This window comes from Cupriavidus sp. AU9028 (assembly GCF_019795295.1).
Classification (GTDB): Bacteria; Pseudomonadota; Gammaproteobacteria; order Burkholderiales; family Burkholderiaceae; genus Cupriavidus.
In genome coordinates, this window is the sequence record NZ_JAIMCG010000015.1 from 116,295 (window position 1) to 133,598 (window position 17,304).

Consider the following 17,304-nt stretch of genomic DNA (forward strand, 5'->3'; position numbering starts at 1 on the left):
CGCGCCACGACGACGAGCCCGGAAAGGGCCGCGGGGCCGCAGGATGGACCCCGAAGACATGGGGACCCCGAAGACATGGCGATCCTGCCGTGGATCGGCCTTGTGCCGGTCATGCCGGGGGTTTGAATCGAGACGGGAAGCGGAAGTGAATCTGATATCGGTGGCGCCATTGCCCGCAGGTCAGGCGGAGCAAGGCGCGGCGCGTGACGGCGCCGGAACGGACGGTGGCGGGGCGGGCGGCGGCGGCGGGACCACGCGCGCCGGCACAAGCCAATCGGGCGCGAGCAAGGAGGGGCTCCGATGAATCGCATTCTGCGGGGGATCGGTGCCAATGCCTTCGGGCAGGCAGTGACAGTGCTCACGCAACTGCTCAGCGTGCCGTTGTTCCTGTCCGCCTGGGGCGCGGAGCGCTATGGCATCTGGATCATGCTGATTACGGTGCCGGTCTACCTCGGCCTGCTCGACTTCGGCTTCACCGGCGTGGCGGCAAATCGCATCAACATGCTGGTCGCGGGAGGGAAGCAACGCGATGCTCTGGTCTGCTTCCAGTCGACGCTGGGGCTCGTGCTGGTCTTCACGGTGGTGTTCACCTTGCCGGCCGTCGGATTGACGGGGTTGTTCGCCGACGAAGTGGGCCGGTGGACCGGTACCACGGCGACCGAATCGATGACCGGCATGCTGATGATCGCGGTGCAGGTATTCGGCTACATGGTGGCGCTGCTGTCGTACGGCGTGTTCTGGAGCGCCGGGCGCTATGCGGAGGCCGTGATGTGGCACAACGCCTTCCGGTTGCTGGAGTTCCTGCTGCTTGCCGGCGGCGTGCTGTACCTGCAGGGTGGCTTCCTGCTGTTGCTGACCCTGCTGGCGATCAGCCGCCTGCTGCTGCTGGCGGTGCTGTATGTGCGCATGGGCGTGCTTGCACCATGGGCCCGGTTCGGCCTGGGACTGTTCTCGGTGGCGGAGCTGAAGGGCATGCGCGCGGCGGCGCTGGCGTTCAACGCGTTCCCGATCGGCAATGCGCTGAACATGCAGGGCATGACGCTGGTGGCCGGCCTGGTGTTCGGCCCGACCTTCGCCGCCTTCTTCAATGCGATGCGCACGCTGTCGCGCATCCCGTTCCAGCTGGGCCAGCTGATCAGCCAGGCGCTGTCGCCCGAGATCGGCCGGCTGTATGGCGAGCGCAATGCGACGGCGCTGCGCGCGTTGTACCGCAACGCGATGGCGGCATCGGTGGCGCTGGCCAGCGCCTGCGGCGTCGTGCTGTTCGTGCTCGGCGACTGGATCTGTGCGCACTGGACCCACGGCAAGCTGCATTTGCTGTATCCGGACTACACGTTGCTGCTGGCCGCCGCAGTCGTCAATTCGCTGTGGACGACGGCTTCGGTGATGGTCACCTCCACCAACAACCACGGGCGCCTGGCCGGCATCTTCATGGGGGCCAACGCCGCGGGACTGGCGCTGGCGGCGGGTGGCGGCGTGGTGTTCGGCGAAACCGCGGTCGCGCTGGGCGTGCTGCTCACCGAGGCGGTGGTGCTGGCTGTCCTGTTGCCGCAGGTGCGCGGCTTCGCCCGTCACGGCATGCCGGGGGAACTGGCCAAGTCCTGACAGCTCGCCGTCGCCCGTGGGCAGGGCCAACCAGGGGAGGACCCCCGTGTCCAACGATTCGAATCCATGGCTCTGTTCGCTCGCGCAGCTTTACCTGTTTGCGCGTCACGCGGAGGACGAGGGCCATGCGGCGCAGCTGGGCGCCGATGAGGTGATCGCCGCCATCGAAGACGGGTCCCTGCTGACCGTGGTCGCCCGGCGCGTGCCGATCGACTGGGACTTCGACGCGGTGCGCCATGCGGCGCAGGATCGGCCGGTGCTGGCCGCGCTGCGGCGCGTGCTGGACGACAGCGATCCGGCCGATCTGCCGCGGGATGGCGACGGCCTGTCGCTGCTTGCCGGACTGTTGCAGGCGTGCATGGATCGGGGCCACTGGGTGGTGTAGCCCGCGGCCCCGGGCGGCGTCCCCGCGCGGCGGCGTCAGTCGCGCGCGGGGATGGTCAGTCCGCGCGCCACGGCGGGGCGGGCGACGAAATGCTCGAGCACGCGCGCCACCTCGGGGAAGTCGCCGAAGCCGACCAGATCGCGCGCTTCGTAGAAGCCGACCAGGTTGCGCACCCACGGAAAGGTGGCGATATCGGCGATCGTGTAGTCATCGCCCATGATCCACTGGCGCCCCGTCAGCCGGCCGTCCAGCACCCGCAGCAGCCGCCGCGCTTCGGCGACGTAGCGATCGCGCGGGCGCTTGTCCTCGTAGTCCTTGCCGGCGAACTTGTGGAAGAAGCCGAGCTGCCCGAACATGGGGCCCACGCCACCCATCTGGAACATCAGCCATTGCAGGGTTTCGTAGCGGGCGGCCGGCCCGGCCGGCAGCAGCTTGCCCGATTTGTCGGCCAGGTAGACCAGGATCGCGCCCGATTCGAACAGCGCCAGCGGCTTGCCTTCCGGCCCGTTGGGGTCGAGGATGGCCGGGATCTTGTTGTTCGGATTCAGCGACAGGAATTCCGGCGACAGCTGGTCGTCGGCATCGAAGCGCACCAGGTGCGGTTCGTAGGGCAGCCCGGTTTCTTCCAGCATGATCGATGCCTTCACGCCGTTGGGGGTCGTCAGCGAATAGAGCTGGATCCGGTCGGGATGACGGGCGGGCCATTTGCGCGTGATCGGGAATGCCGACAGATCCGAGGCGTCGGCGGTCGAGGGATGGCTGGCGTCGATCATGGCGTGGCGCGGGCGCGGCGGAAGTGGATGGAACTGCGATGATAAGCGCTTCCCCCGGCCGGCGCTGGCCTCGGCGGGAGCGAGGCGGACCGCGGCGGTGGAGCGTGGCCCGGCTGGTTTGGTAGCATTGCCGCTTGCCGGATCCCCGCTTCCAAGGACAACAAGCCGCGCCATGACGCCGGACGACAACGATCTTTCCACCCCCGATGCCGACTCCGCGGGCAAGCCCGCGCCATCCGCCGGCCGCGCGGCAGCGGCGCGCCCTCGCCGCACGCGCCTGCGCCGTATCGGCCAGGCGCTGGTGTTGCTGCCGGCGCTGTTCCTCGTCTACCTGCTGCTGCTGGTGCCGTTCACGCCCGGCATCAGCGACATCCGCAAGCAGCGGCAGGAACTGCCCGCCCAGGTGCTGTCCGCCGACGGCAAGCTGCTGGCGGAATTCAAGCGGGCCAACCGGGAGTGGGTCGCACTGGACCGCGTGTCCCACCACGTGATCGACGCACTGATCGCCACCGAGGACCACCGCTTCTACCAGCACTTCGGCCTGGACTGGCGCCGCACGCTGTCCGCCGCCTGGCATACGGTTTCCGGCGACGTGCAGGGCGGCTCGACGCTGACCCAGCAACTGGCGCGCAATCTGTTTCCCGAAGAGATCGGCCGCGCGCAGAGCATCAACCGCAAGCTGAAGGAAGCCATCACCGCGCTGAAGATCGAGGCGGTCTACTCGAAAGAGGAGATCCTGGAGACGTACCTGAACACGGTGCCGTTCCTGTACAACGCGACCGGCATCGAGATGGCCGCGCGCACCTACTTCGACAAGCCGGCGCAACGGCTGGACGTGCTGGAGGCGGCGACGCTGGTGGGCATGCTCAAGGGCACCAGCTACTACAACCCGGTGCTCAATCCGGAGCGCGCGCAGCAGCGGCGCAATCTCGTGCTGGCGCAGATGGCCAGGCGCGGGCACCTCGACGCCGACCGGCTCAAGGCACTGCAACGGCGAGCGCTGCGGGTCGACTTCGAGCGCCAGACGCCCGAGGAGGGCCCGGCCCCGCATTTCGCCGTGCAGCTGCGCAAGTGGCTGATCGCGTGGGCCGACCGCAACGACTACAACGTCTACAGCGACGGGCTGGTGGTGCGCACGACCATCGATTCCCGCCTGCAGGCACTGGCCAACCAGGCGGTCCAGCGCCAGGGCCAGCGGCTGCAGGGGATTGCCGACGCGGCCTGGTCCATGCGAGGCGGCTGGTCGGAACATCGCGCGCTGGTCGAAGCGTTCGTGCGCGATACCCCCCAGTACCGCGCCGCCCGCGACGCTGGGCAGCAGGATCGCGAGGCGCTGGCGCAGGTGATGCGCGATGGCGAGGTCATGCGGGCGCTGCACGAGCAGAAGACGCGCATCCAGGTAGGCTTTCTCGCCATGGAGCCGCGCACCGGCGCGATTCGCGCATGGGTCGGCAGCCGCGACTTCGCCGAGGACGCGTTCGACCATGTCCAGCAGGCGCGGCGCCAGCCCGGCTCGACCTTCAAGCCCTTCGTCTATGGCGCCGCGTTTGCGCGCGGCATCGGTCCGCAGGAGACGATACGGGACGAGGCCGTCGAGATCCGGCTGGCAGGCGGAGAGGTTTGGCGCCCGAGCGACGGCGCGCCGCCCAGCGGCCGCGAGCTGACGCTGCGCGACGGGCTGGCCTGGTCCAAGAACACCATCACCGCGCAGCTGATGCAGACGGTGGGGCCGGCGCGCGTAGCCAGCCTCGCCCGTGCGATGGGCGTGCGGCACAGCGCGCTGGATCCGGTGCCGTCGCTGGCACTGGGTACCAGCCCGGTGACGCTGAAGGAGATGGTGACCGCCTATGCCACCATCGCCAACGCCGGCGCCTATCTGGAGCCGCTGATGGTGACCCGGATCGAGGACCGCGAGGGCAACGTGCTGGCCAGCTTCGCGCCTGCCGGCCCGGAGCAGGCCATGCCGGCGGATGCCGCATACACGCTGCTCGATGTCATGCGCGATGTGATCGACCGCGGCACGGGCAGGGGCATCCGCACCCGCTTTGGCATCCGTGGCGATGTCGCCGGCAAGACCGGCACCACCCAGGACAATGCGGACGGCTGGTTCATCCTGATGCATCCGCAACTGGTGGCCGGCGCCTGGGTGGGCTTCAACGATGCGCGGGTCACGCTGCGCAGCGACTACTGGGGGCAGGGCGCGCACAGCGCGCTGCCGATCGTCGGCGACGTGGTGCAGCGCGCGCTGCGGACACGGCTGATCGACGGCAGGGCGCGCTTCGAGAACCGGCACGAGCCGGGCATGCTCGATCCCTTCCTCAAGCCGATCGAAGGCTGGATCTCGGGCTGGTGGGGCGACCGCGCCGCGAGCGAGCCCGCCAGTGCCGAGCCGAGAGCGGACGCGGCCACCGGCGAAGCGCGCAGCGAGCGGACTGCGCCGACTGACGCGCCGGCGGACGCGGCGGCGGACGCGGCGGCGCCCGCGCCTGCCGAGCCCGCTCCCGAGCCTTCGGCCTCCGCGGTGCCGGCGGCGACCGGGGCGCAGGGCCAGCCCTCGGCGGCCTCGGCACCGGCCGCCGTTCAGCCGGCAACGCCGTCGGCAATGCCGGCCGCAATGTCGTCCGCAGGTCCGTCCGCCGGCGCGGCGCCCGCGTCGCCCGCGCCCGGCGTGCAGCCGCCGCAGACGATCGAGGACCTGATCGAGGAAAAGGCCGACACCGCCGGGCCGGCGCCTGCGCCCACACCTGCCCCTACGCCTTCCGCCCCCGTGCCCGCGCCGCCGTCGGCGTATCCGGAGGCCAGCGTCGCGCAGCCCTGAGCGCAGGTCATCGGCAGCGCCGCGCCCCACGGGCCGGCGCTCTGCCCACTTGCGCTATCCTGCTGCGATTGCAACCGCACGCTATCGGCCATGGGTATCCTGAGCATCAGCAATCTGGTTTCCGAATTCCTGCTGGCGTTCTCGGCGCTGCTCAGTATCATCAACCCGTTCGGCATGGCTTTCGTGCTGTTCGACCGCACGCGCTTTCTCACCACCGAGGAGCGCGTGCAGCTCAGCCGCAAGGTGGCGATCTACTCGTTCTCGGTGCTGCTGGTGGCCTTCTTCCTCGGCACCACGATCCTCGGCTTCTTCGGCATCTCGCTGCAGGCGCTGCGGCTGGCCGGCGGTTTCGTGGTGGCCTTCAGCGGCTGGACCATGCTCAACGCGCCGACCCAGCCCGCCGAAAAGCGCATCGACGCGGTGTCCTCCGGCGATGTCACGCAGATGGCCTTCTTCCCGCTGACGATTCCGCTGACCACCGGACCGGGGGCGATCACCACCACCATCGCGCTGTCGGCGAGCCGCAGCAACGAATGGCGCGACGCGCTCGAATCGGCGCTGGTCTCGGTCCTGGTCAGCATCGCGGTGGCGGTGGTCGTGTTCGTGGTGTACAGCCGAGCCGAGCGCCTGGCGCGGGTGCTGGGGCCGGAAGGCACCAATGTCGTGACGCGGCTGTCTGCGTTCCTGCTGCTTTGCGTCGGCGTGCAGATCATGCTGACCGGCGCCACCGAGTATCTGGCCACGCTGAGCGTGGCCGACTGACGCGGTCGTAAGGATTGCGGCCGCTTGTAAGGATGCGGCTCGCCCGCCCCGGCGCGTTGTCCGCAGGAATGGCCGCAAAAACCACCTGAGCGGCCGCGGCGAGCGCGGCATGGAAGTTGCGGTCCTGTGCCCCAAGGTGTCACGCGCTGGCGTGGCGATCGCCAACCCACAGCACAGGAGCATTCCATGAGCACACCCGAACAGGTCCCACCGCAGAAGCAGGAGCGCCAGCCCGGCCTCGAAACCGACATGCATCCGCGTCCGGACAGCGGCGCCGACGACTACGTCGGCAGCGGCCAGCTGACCGGCAAGGTCGCGCTGATCAGCGGCGGCGACAGCGGTATCGGCCGCGCCGTGGCGATTGCCTTCGCGCGCGAGGGCGCCGACGTGGCCATCGCGTATCTGGACGAACACGAGGATGCGAAGGAAACCGCGCGGCTGGTGCAGGAGGCGGGCCGCCGCTGCGTGCTGATGGCGGGCGACCTGGGCGACAGCGCGCATGCCGCCGACGTCGTTCGCCGCACCGTCGACGAGCTCGGCAAGCTCGATATCCTGATCAACAACGCCGCCGAGCAGCATCCGAAGGAGCAGGCCGAAGACGTGGACGAGGCCCAGCTCGAAGCCACCTTCCGCACCAACGTCTTCGCGATGTTCCACCTGACCCGCGCGGCGCTGCCCCACATGAAGGAGGGCTCGGCGATCGTCAATACGACGTCGGTGACTGCCTATCGCGGCAGCTCGCACCTGCTCGACTATTCGTCGACCAAGGGCGCCATCGTGTCCTTCACGCGCTCGCTGGCGCTGCAGGTGGTCAAGCGCGGCATCCGCGTGAACGGCGTGGCGCCGGGACCGATCTGGACGCCGCTGATCCCGTCGACCTTCACGCCCGAGCAGGTCGAGAAGTTTGGCAAGCAGACGCCGATGGGACGGCCGGGACAGCCGTTCGAAGTGGCCTCCGGTTACGTCTTCCTCGCCTCGGACAAGGCCAGCTACATCTCCGGCCAGGTGCTGCACATCAACGGTGGCGAGGTGGTGAACGGGTAAATCCGCTGCGCGGCGTGCGTGCACGCGGTGTATGATGAATTGCCCGCGTTGCACGTCCGAAGAAAGCGGACGCGTTCTGTTGTCGCGCGGGGGTTGCCCTCTCCCCCAGCCCCTCTCCCGCAGGGCGGGAGAGGGGAGCGGACCGGCAGCCATTGCCATGTCGTCGATGTGCTTCCCTCGCACCGCCGATGCGAGCCGGGGGCCGCCGCTCGTCTGCCATGCCGCCGGTGTGCTCCTCTCGCCCGCTTGCGGAAGAGGGGCCGGGGGAGAGGGCAAAGGGTAACCGGAAAGCGAAAGCATCCTCATCCCTGACTGCCCGGACTCCGCACTGCAGACATGTCAGCTTCTTCTTCCGGTTCACCCAAGGGATCCCTGCCGCCGTCCGACGCCGGAAGCCGCCTGCGCGGGTCGATGGACCCGCGCTCCAGCGCGACGTCAGGCACGCAGGATCGATCGCCGCGCGATGGTGTCGCCGCGCGGGCCGACGGAGAATCCACCCGCACCGAATCGTCCGGCAACGGCACGGCCGCTGCCTACCCCGGCACTCGGCGGTACTTCCGCGCACAGCGCCGCGCGCTGCTGGCCCTGCTCGCGGGCGTGGTGATCCTGCCCGCGGTGCTGCTGGGCACCTGGGCTGCGCTCGCCCTGCAGGGGGACATCCGCCAGGCCGAGATGCGGGTTGCGCGCCTTGCGCGCGTGCTGCAGGAGCACGCGCGCAATCTGCTGGAGTCCGACCTGCAGGTCAACAACCGCATCCGCGATCTGACTTCGGGGTGGGACGACGCCGCGCTGCGCGCGCGTCAGCATGAATTGCATGGGCGCCTGGCCGATATCGCCGGCGCGCTGCCGCAGACGGTGTCGCTGTCGATCTTCGATGCGCGCGGCATGCTGGTGGCCAGCAGCCGGGTCTATCCGGTGCCGAGCCTGTCGGTTGGGGAACGGGAGGATTTCCGCGCGGTGGTCGACCAGGGGCAGCCGGTCTTTGTTACCGGGGTGCATGCGGGCCGGCTGTCAAAGCAGCCCATCTTCAACATCAGCATGCCGCGGCTGGACCCGTCGGGCGCGGTCGCCGGCATGGTGTCGATGGCAATGCGGCCGGCCTACTTCTCCGACTTCTATCAGGAAGTCCTGGCCGAGGAAGGGGGCGCAAGGGCGGCGCTGGTGCGTGCCGACGGCGCGCTGCTCGCCGCTTACCCGGCGCTGACCGGCGAGACGATCCCGGCAGCGTTGCGCGAGACCTTGCAGCGCGAGTCGGAAGGCCCGCTGGACTGGATCTCGCGGATGCCCGGCTTGACCGGGCAGGACAGCCTGGTGGCGCGGCTGCCGGTCAATGCCGGCCTGCATGCGGTGGTCGAGATCCCGATCGAGGTGGTGCATCAGCAATGGCGCAAGCGAGTCGATTTCGCCGTCTGGATCACGCTGCTGCCATCGCTGCTGCTGTGGACCATGGTCTGGGTCAGCCTGCGGCGGCTGCGGCGCGAGGAACAGTCCTACCTGCGCTGGCAGCATGAATTCAATCTGCGCCAGCAGGTCGAGGAGCGCTATCGCCAGGCGCGCCGGCTCGAAGCGGTGGGACACCTGATGACGTCGGTGGCGCATGACTTCCGCAACGTGCTGTCCGTTATTTCGGTCAACACCGATCTGCTCATTGCCCGCCCGGAGATCGGCCGCGAGCGCGCGCTCGCCGGCATCCGCAAGGCGGTGGCGAGCGGGGTGGCGCTGAGCGGGCAGCTGATCGGCATGGCGCGCACCCGCTCGCATCGCAAGGAGGTGCTGTCGCTGGCGCAGGAAGCCGAAAGCTGGTCGCCGCTGCTGCGCTCGACGCTGGGCGGCCGGATCCGCCTGCGCTACGAGATTGCGCCAGATTGCGCCCGCATCTGTGGCGACCGCAGCGAGCTGGAACTGGCGATGATCAATCTCGCCGCCAACGCGCGCGATGCGATGCCGGAGGGCGGTACCGTGACCATCGCGGCGACCAACGTGCATCTCGATGGCAGCCGGCCTGCCGGCCTGCGCGGCAACTATGTGCTGCTGCGCGTGCGCGACACCGGTGCCGGCATGACGCCGGAGGTGGCGGCGCGCGCCTTCGAGCCGCTCTTCACCACCAAGGAGGCGGACCTGGGCACCGGGCTGGGATTGGCGCAGGTGCACGACTTCTGCCGCGAGGTGGACGGCGCGGCGGAGATTCACTCGGAGCCCGGCAAGGGCACCGAGGTTGCGCTGTACCTGCCGGCGTGGCAGCGTGCCGACCAGATGCACCACGAGCCCGGCGCGAGCGCGCGCGGCAGTTCGGTGCTGCTGGTCGCCGATCAGGCCCGCACGGTGCAGGGCGCGTTCGAATCGCTGCAGGGCAGCGGGCATCGGGTAATGCTGGTGCACGACGAGGCCGGCGCCCTCGCCGCAGCGGAGCGCTTCGGGTTCGACCTGGTGATCACCGATGCGCGGCTGGGTCCGACGCTGAGCGGCCTGACGCTGCGCGACCGGCTGATCTCCTGCTATCCCTTCCTGACGGTGCTGCTGATGACCGACGACGCCGACATGATGGCGCTGGCGGCGGTCTCGGGGCTGCCGTTCCTGCTCAAGCCCTGGACCGCCCACACGCTGGTGCGCCACGGCATCCTGATGCCGGCCGTGCGCAACCGGAACGGGCAGTCCAGCGCCTCGCGTCTGTAGGCCTGCCCGCTCGCCGGTCAGGACGATGCCGGCCGGGTTCCCGGTGTCAGTACCGCGACCGGCAGCGGCGACATCAGGTCCGCGAGCAGGATGCGCCCGTTGCCGGGAGTCACGGTGCGGCCCGTCAGCACCTCGGTCCATGGCTGATCGGGCTCCGGCACGGCCGACGCGCCGCCGCTCAGGCACAGCCGGGTATCGCCCCAGTGGCGCGCGTCGATGGTCGGCCGCTGCGCGTCGACCATCCTTGCCGCGGCCCGCGCCGTCACCACTACCACGCGCTGATCGCCCAGGCTGCGCTCGAACGCCAGCACGTGCTGCGCCGCCGCCCCTTCGCCCTGCAGCTGACGGTAGCCGCCGTCGCGGAACAGCGCCGGCATGGCCTGGCGCAGCGCCAGCAGCGCGCGCACCAGCTGGACCTTGATGCGGCCGTCGCGCCAGTCCTCCAGCCACGCCTGCCAGCCGTCTTCGCTGGCCAGCGCGCCGCGCAGCGCGGCGTAGTCCACCGGGCGCCGGTTGTCCGGATCGACGAGGCTGAAGTCCCAGCCTTCAGCGCCCTGGTAGCGGTCCGGCACGCCCGGCGCGGTCAGTTGCAGCAGGGTCTGCGCCAGGCTGTTGAGCGCGCCGGCGGCGGCGATGCTGTGCGCGAAGGTGGCGATCGCGCGCAGCAGGCCGTTGTCGTGCAGGCCCTGCAGGAAGCCGGCATAGGCGGTCTCGTAGGCTTCGTCCACCGACGTCCAGTGGCCGTGGCGCTTGGCTTCGCGCACCGATTTGGTCTGCCACGCCCGCACCCGCTCCAGCAGCGTCTCGGTCTGCTCGCGCCAGGCCGGGTCGGCGGATACCGCGCCGCCGCCCGAACTGGTCGGCTGGCCGGGCACGGCTTCCGGGGGCAGCGTGGGCGGCCAGACGCCCACCAGGGTCTGGTACAGCATCAGCCGATCCACCGCGTCGGGGGCGCCGTCGGGCAGCAGCGGGGCGGCCATCGATTCCCAGCCTCGCACGGCGGCATGCCAGTCCGCTGCCAGCTCGCTCAGTACCGCGAGCCGGATGCGGTTGTCCTCGCCGCGCTTGTGATCGTGCGTGGCGGTGGCCAGCATGGCATGCGGCCAGCGATGCGCGCGCGCCACCATGCGGGCGTGGAAGCGATCGGGGGGCATGGCCAGCGTCGACGGATGGCTGCCGACCTCGTTGCGCGACAGCAGCCGGCCGTACCGGTAGAACATGGTGTCCTCGCCGGCCTTGGCGGCCAGCGGGGGCATCAGCTGCTGCACCCGGGCGCGCGTCTCGCGCAACTGCGGCGAAGCAAGCTCGTCCGCGCAAAGCCAGGCGACGATCCGGTCGACGGTGGCCGGATCGTCGGGGCTGACGTCGCGGCGCGCGCGCGCGGCGGCCTCCTCGACGATCAGCTTGTCTTCGCGGCGGTTTTCCGGCGCCTCGTCCTGCTCGCCCAGATAGGTCCGGTAGACCTCGATCGGCTCGAGCAGCGCCGCCAGCGCCCGGCGAAAGCTCGCCAGCGTCAGGTCGCGCGTGGCCGTGTCGGCGCGCGCGCAGGCATGCAGACGGCGGCACGCGCCCTCGAATTCGGTGACCAGATGGCGCTCCAGCATGCGCCGGCGCGACGCGCGCACCAGCTCGCCATAGTCCTGCGACTCGCCCACGGTCTGGCGCCACAGCGTGTCGAGCTCGGCCTGGCCGGCGCCGTCGTGCAGTACCGCGGCGACCTCGTCCATGAAGTCGTAGCCGGTGGTGCCATCGATGCCCCAGCTGGTGCGCAGCGTCTCCTGCTCCGAGAGGATCTTCTCGACCACGATCCAGCCGCGCGCATTGCGCCCGGCCATGGCCTCGTCCAGCGCCCGGCGCAACTGCTTGCAGTAGCCGCCCGGATCGGCCAGTCCGTCGACATGGTCGACGCGGACGCCATCGATCCATCCCTCGCGGGCCAGGCGCAGCACCATGGCGTGGACGTCGTCGAACACCTGCGGCTGTTCGACGCGCACCGCGACCAGTTCGCTGACTTCGAAGAAGCGCCGCCAGTTCAGCTCGTCGGCAGCGGTGCGCCACCACGCCAGCCGGTAGTGCTGCTGCTCCAGCAGCGCATGCAGCCGCTGCACGCCGCCCTCGCTATCGGGCTGGAAAGCGTCGGCGCCGGCGGCGAGCACGCCCTGCTGCGCCACAGACTCGTCGGACAGCGGCAGCACATGCTGGCCGTAGTGCAGGGTCGCCGTGCCGCCGTCGATGACGATGCGCAGGTCGCCAGAGTGCAGCATGTCCCAGTACGGATTGCCCAGGATGGGCAGCAGCACCTTCCCTTGCAGCAGGGGGTCTGGAGAGTTCCAGTCGATGTCGAAGTGCCCCGCATACGGGCTTTGGGGCCCGCGCGCCAGCACGTCGCGCCACCAGCCGTTGTGGGTGACGTTCGCCGCCATGTGGTTGGGCACGATATCGATGACGATGCCCAGGCCCGCGGCGCGCGCCCGTTCGGCCAGCGTACGAAACCCCTCCTCGCCGCCGAGCTCGGGATTGATGCGGTGAAAGTCGGTGACGTCGTAGCCATGCGTCGAGCCCGGCGTGGCGGCGAAGATCGGCGACAGGTACAGATGGCTCGCGCCGAGCGCGGCCAGGTAGTCTACCTGCGCCGTGGCGTCGGCGAAGGTGAAGCCGCGGTGAAGCTGCAGGCGGGCAGTGGCGCGCGGAACGAGAGTGTCCGGTCCGGATGAAGACGACGACATGATGGATCCCGTCAGGCAGGTTGGGGGCGACGGCCCCAGGGGGCCGTCCGTTGTACTCAGGCGCTGGCGCTGGCGGATGCTGGCGTCGACTGTGACGACGCGTCGATCAGGCGCGCGACGGTCACGCCGGCGGGCAGCGTGCCGCTGTCCAGCGCCTGCGCGGCACCTGCCTCGCTCTCGGCGAGCAGCGTGCCCTGCGGTGCTCCGTCCACGCCCACGGTGGCCTCGCCCAGGTTGGTCCAGATCGCCAGGACCGCGCCATCGCCCAGGCGCCAGCGCGCCAGCACCGCGCCGTCGCCCAGCACCGTCACCGATTCGGTCTGCGTGCCCGGCAGGCGCGGAATCACCTCTCGCCGGCGCACGGTGAGCAGCGAGCGGTAGAACTGCACCCATGGCCCTTCCGCGTCGAACACCGGGCGCGACTGTTCGAAGGTGGTCGGCGCATTGGGATCGGGAATGCTGTCCACCTTGCTCTGGTCAGCAAAGCCGCCCATGGCGCCGAACTCGCGCCTGCGCCCTTCGCGCACCGCGTCCGCCAGTTCGGGGGGATGGCTGGTGAAGTACAGGAACGGCGTCTCGCTGCCGCCTTCCTCGCCCATGAAGACCATCGGAATATGCGGCATCAGCAGCTGCAGCGCGACCGCGGCGCGGATCGCTCGCGGCTGCGCCAGCACGGTGATTCGTTCGCCAAAGGCGCGGTTGCCGATCTGGTCGTGGTTCTGCAAGAAGGAAATGAAGGCGGTCGGCGGCAGATGGGCACTGCGCTGACCGCGGTGCACCGGCTTGCCGTCCTCTGCTTCGCGCGTGCGGTGCGCCGACGCTTCGCCCTGATAGGCGAAGCCTTCGGCGAGGATGCGGGCCAGATGCGCGGTGGCCGGGCCGCGCGCGCTGGCGACCGCGGCGGCCTCGTCATGATCGGCGATGATGCCCGCGCCGGCATTCGAGCCGGGATCGGCGTCCGGGTCCGCACTGGTGCCGCAGTAGTCGGCGTAGTAGCCGTCATGCTCGCCGGTCAGCAGCACATGCAGCGCGTGGTGCGCGTCGTCGTTCCACTGCGCGTCGTAGGCCGATTCCAGCAACTGCGCGTCGTTGTGGTCGTTCTCCAGCACCAGGTGGATCTGCCGGCCGGCGCAGCGTGCGCGCGCGATGCCCGCCACCTCCGCCAGCCAGCCCTCGTCGACGATCGCATGCACGGCATCCAGGCGCAGCCCGTCGAAGCGGAAGTCCTCCAGCCAGTACAGCACGTTCTCGGTGAAGAAGTCGCGCACCTCGGGGCGGCGGAAGTCGATGGCGGGCCCCCATGGCGTGCGGATGTCCTCGCGGAAGAAGCCGCTGGCATAGGTGGGCAGATAGTTGCCCTCCGGGCCGAAGTGGTTGTAGACCACGTCGAGCAGCACCATCATGCCGAGGCCATGCGCGGCGTCGATCAGCGCGCGCAACTCGTCCGGCGTGCCATAGCTCGATTCCGGCGCGAACGGCAGCACGCCGTCGTAGCCCCAGTTGCGCCCGCCGGGAAACTCGGCAAGCGGCATCAGCTCGACCGCGGTGAAGCCGAGCGCGGCCAGCCGCGGCAGCTCCTTCATCGCGCCGGCATAGCCGCCGCACAGGCCCACGTGCATCTCGTAGACGATGGCTTCATGCCAGGGCCGGCCCTGCCAGTACGGATGGCACCACTGGTAGGAGTCGTTCGCCGTCACCACGCTGGCGCCATGCACATCGCCCGCCTGCGCGCGCGAGGCCGGGTCCGGCACGATGGTGCCGTCGCCGAGACGGAACCAGTAGCGCGCACCGTCGCAGCAGGCGGCGGCGGCTTCGAACCAGCCGTCGCCGATGGGCTTCATCGGTACCGGGCCGGCATCCTGGATTTCGAGGCGAGGGGCTTCGCCCTGCTCGGCGAGGTCGGGGGCCCATAGCCGGAAGCAGGTGCGGCCGTCGGCCATGCGCAGCGGACCGAAGCGCGGCTGGCGCGTATCGCTGCCCGCGTTCGCGCTGGCGGTTGGCGCCGCGGCCGGCGCGGTGCCCAGGGTCTCCCAGTTCTTGCCGTTGCGGGCCGGCGAATCGCCGCCCATGGATGTGTTCGCGTTCATGGAAAAGTCGATCCGTAACTTCAATCAATGGCACCGGGAGGCAAAGACGGGGCGGACGCGCAGCTGGCCCGAGGGCCGCCTGCGCGCCGGGGCGCCCGGTCAGGTCACCCTGTGGGGGTCGGAGTCCATGACGCTGACACGATGCGCGATGACATGGCAGCGTCAGGCGGTTGCGGTGGGAAGGCTTGCCGGCAGCGCGTCCGCCGCCGTGCCGCGCCGCGAACCGCTGCTGCGGGGACGGCGACGGGCGGGGGCGGCGCCTTCCAGCACCAGTTCCTCGCTGCGCCGCGTCGTCCTGCGCGTGGCGCGCTCGGCCTGGGGCTGGGCCGCCAGTTCCAGCGCGTGCTGGGTGGCCAGCACCGGCGACAGCGCGGCGTACAGCGAGACATACTGCGCGGCGGGCCCTTCCCAACCCCACTGCGCCTGCATGCCGGTGCGCTGCAGCGCGCGCCAGGCCTTGGACTGGCGCAGCCACGACAGTGCGCGCAGGATGGCGTCGGTCATCTGGCGCGGCTCCTCGCCCTCGAAGACGAAACCGGTCGCACCGGGGGCGGGCACCGGGCCTTCCCCGGCGTCGCGTACCGTATCGACCAGCCCGCCGACCTTCGACACGATCGGAATGGTGCCGTAGCGCATCGCGTAGACCGGTGTCAGGCCGAACGGCTCGAAGCGGCTGCCGTGCAGCAGGATGTCGGCACCGGCGTGCAGCAGGTGGGCGGTTTCCTCGCGGTAGCCGATCGAGACGGCGACACGGTCCGGATAGCGCGCGGCAAGGCTCTCGAAGCCATGCTCGATGCCGTGGTCGCCGCAGCCGAGCACGGCGAACTGCACGCCGGAGTCGGCCTGCAGCGCCTGTTCGATCGAATGCAGCGCGACATCGGCCATCTTCTGGTGCGTCAGGCGGCTGCCCAGCGCGACCAGCGGCGCGGCGGCGTCGACCGGCAGGCCGAAGCGGCGTTGCAGCTCGGCCTTGCAGGCGCGCTTGCCGGTGACCGCGCTGGGCGTGTAGTTGCGCGGCAGCAGGTCGTCATGCGCCGGATCCCATGCCTGGGTGTCGATCCCGTTCGGAATCGCACCGAGGGCGTGGACGCGAGCCTGCAGCACTCCTTCCAGTCCATGGCCGAAACGCGGCGTGAGCACCTCCTCGGCGTAGTGGCGGCTGACCGTGGTGATGCGGTGCGCGTAGAGCAGGCCGGCCTTGAGGAAGTTCATCTGGCCCCAGAATTCGATGCCCTCGTGATTCAGATATTCGTGCGGAATGCCGAGGTGGGGCGCCATGCAAAGCGGGAACAGGCCCTGGAACGCCAGGTTGTGAATCGTCATGACCGAGGGCGTGCTGAGCCCCGCGATGCGCATCAGCAGCGGCGTCAGCCCGGCATGCCAGTCATGCGCGTGTACCACGCTCGGGACCGGCAGCGGCGTGCGGCCGGCGGCAATGGCGGTCGCCGCATGCGCCAGGGCGGCGAACCGCTGGGCGTTGTCGGCGTAGTCGCGGCCGGTGGGGTCGGTGTACAGCGTGCCGACGCGGTCGTATAGCGAAGGGCAGTCCAGCAGCGCGACCTGGACCTGGCTATCGGGCAGGCGGCCGACCATCAGTCGCATCGGGCTGTGGCCCGGCGGCAGCGCCAGTGCCGGCGCGCATTCTTCCAGGCGCAGCGCGCCCAGACTGCGTAGACCCACCGCGCCCGCCATCGCTTGCGGATAGCCGGGCATCAGGATGGTGACGTTCAAACCGCGTTGCTGAAGGGATCGGGCGAGCCCGCTGACCACATCTCCCAGACCGCCGGTCTTGGCCAATGGCATGGCTTCGGCTGCGACGAATAGCACGTTCGCGTTCAAGTTTTTTCTCCGCTGCTTCTTGGTATGCGCTGATGGTGAGTGACGGCCGCGATGCACCGTCCTTTGGGCTTCGTCGCCCCAGGCGGCGGGGCGCTGGCTCGCGAAGCGAAGGGTCTATGCGAAGCTCATGCCAGCACCGCAGGTTTTCCGGAAAAGTTCCTTTGAGTGCGGTGCAGCAAGGGTTCGGCGGTGGGGCACTGTGTGGTTTTGAAACACAGGGAGGGAAGAGGGAAGCCGTGCGGTGAAAAAAATACATGGCGCGGGAAGGCTGGCTTACACTGCGCATGAAAGTACCGCGAGCGGTTGCCCTCTCTCCCGACCCCTCTCCCGCAAGCGGGAGAGGGGAGCCAACCATCAGGACCGGAAACGCCATTGGTTTTCTCTGCAAGCGGGAGAGGGGAGCGAACCGTCAGGAGCGGAAACGCCAGTGGTTTTCTCCCCTCTCCCGCCCGGCGGGAGAGGGGTCGGGGGAGAGCAACCGTCTTGCCGGTCAAGCGGAAAGAGCAGGATTCCAGGGGCAACGGTGCTTGGCCATGGCGTTGAGCATGCCAAGGACTTTTCGCATGGCTGCCACCAACGCCACCTTTTTGAG

10 protein-coding genes are annotated in these 17,304 nt (G+C 69.8%); 6 read left to right on the forward strand and 4 right to left on the reverse strand.

Annotated features, from left to right (window positions below):
- Nucleotides 1-300: 300 nt before the first annotated feature.
- Nucleotides 301-1,605 carry a lipopolysaccharide biosynthesis protein gene (locus K6V06_RS16500; RefSeq protein WP_222245127.1) on the forward strand — a complete coding sequence of 435 codons (1,305 nt, stop codon included), beginning with the start codon at nucleotides 301-303 and terminating at the stop codon, nucleotides 1,603-1,605.
- 46 nt (nucleotides 1,606-1,651) lie between these two features.
- Nucleotides 1,652-1,990 carry a hypothetical protein gene (locus tag K6V06_RS16505; RefSeq protein WP_222245129.1) on the forward strand — a complete coding sequence of 113 codons (339 nt, stop codon included), beginning with the start codon at nucleotides 1,652-1,654 and terminating at the stop codon, nucleotides 1,988-1,990.
- A 35-nt stretch (nucleotides 1,991-2,025) separates the two neighbouring features.
- Here the strand turns inward: K6V06_RS16505 and K6V06_RS16510 are convergent, their stop codons facing one another.
- Nucleotides 2,026-2,763, reverse strand: coding sequence for a glutathione binding-like protein (locus tag K6V06_RS16510; protein WP_222245131.1), 738 nt, complete (start codon nucleotides 2,761-2,763; stop codon nucleotides 2,026-2,028).
- Nucleotides 2,764-2,935: 172 nt separating this feature from the next.
- Here K6V06_RS16510 and K6V06_RS16515 point away from each other — a divergent pair, with 172 nt between their 5' ends.
- The 4 genes from K6V06_RS16515 (at nucleotide 2,936) to K6V06_RS16530 (ending at nucleotide 10,060) form a co-directional block, all read left to right on the forward strand.
- Complete coding sequence (locus K6V06_RS16515) at nucleotides 2,936-5,581, forward strand: penicillin-binding protein 1A (protein WP_222245132.1); 2,646 nt, start codon at nucleotides 2,936-2,938, stop codon at nucleotides 5,579-5,581.
- A gap of 90 nt (nucleotides 5,582-5,671) precedes the next feature.
- Entirely contained in the window at nucleotides 5,672-6,343 is a 672-nt protein-coding gene (locus K6V06_RS16520; protein WP_222245133.1) for a MarC family protein, read from the forward strand.
- 186 nt (nucleotides 6,344-6,529) lie between these two features.
- Nucleotides 6,530-7,387, forward strand: a complete 858-nt coding sequence (locus K6V06_RS16525) for an SDR family oxidoreductase (RefSeq protein ID WP_222245134.1) — start codon at nucleotides 6,530-6,532, stop codon at nucleotides 7,385-7,387.
- A gap of 336 nt (nucleotides 7,388-7,723) precedes the next feature.
- Entirely contained in the window at nucleotides 7,724-10,060 is a 2,337-nt protein-coding gene (locus tag K6V06_RS16530; protein ID WP_222245135.1) for an ATP-binding protein, read from the forward strand.
- Between the two features lie 17 nt (nucleotides 10,061-10,077).
- On the opposite strand, the gene treY is transcribed toward K6V06_RS16530, so the two are convergent.
- From treY to glgA, 3 genes are all read right to left on the reverse strand, one after another.
- Nucleotides 10,078-12,786, reverse strand: coding sequence for a malto-oligosyltrehalose synthase (treY, locus tag K6V06_RS16535; protein WP_222245136.1), 2,709 nt, complete (start codon nucleotides 12,784-12,786; stop codon nucleotides 10,078-10,080).
- 56 nt (nucleotides 12,787-12,842) lie between these two features.
- Nucleotides 12,843-14,873 (reverse strand): malto-oligosyltrehalose trehalohydrolase, encoded by a 2,031-nt coding sequence (gene treZ, locus K6V06_RS16540; RefSeq protein WP_370637486.1) that lies wholly within the window; start codon nucleotides 14,871-14,873, stop codon nucleotides 12,843-12,845.
- Nucleotides 14,874-15,035: 162 nt separating this feature from the next.
- The gene (gene glgA, locus K6V06_RS16545) at nucleotides 15,036-16,712 is read right to left on the reverse strand and encodes a glycogen synthase GlgA (protein WP_222245137.1); all 1,677 of its coding nucleotides are present in this window, start codon (nucleotides 16,710-16,712) and stop codon (nucleotides 15,036-15,038) included.
- Nucleotides 16,713-17,304 lie beyond the last annotated feature (592 nt).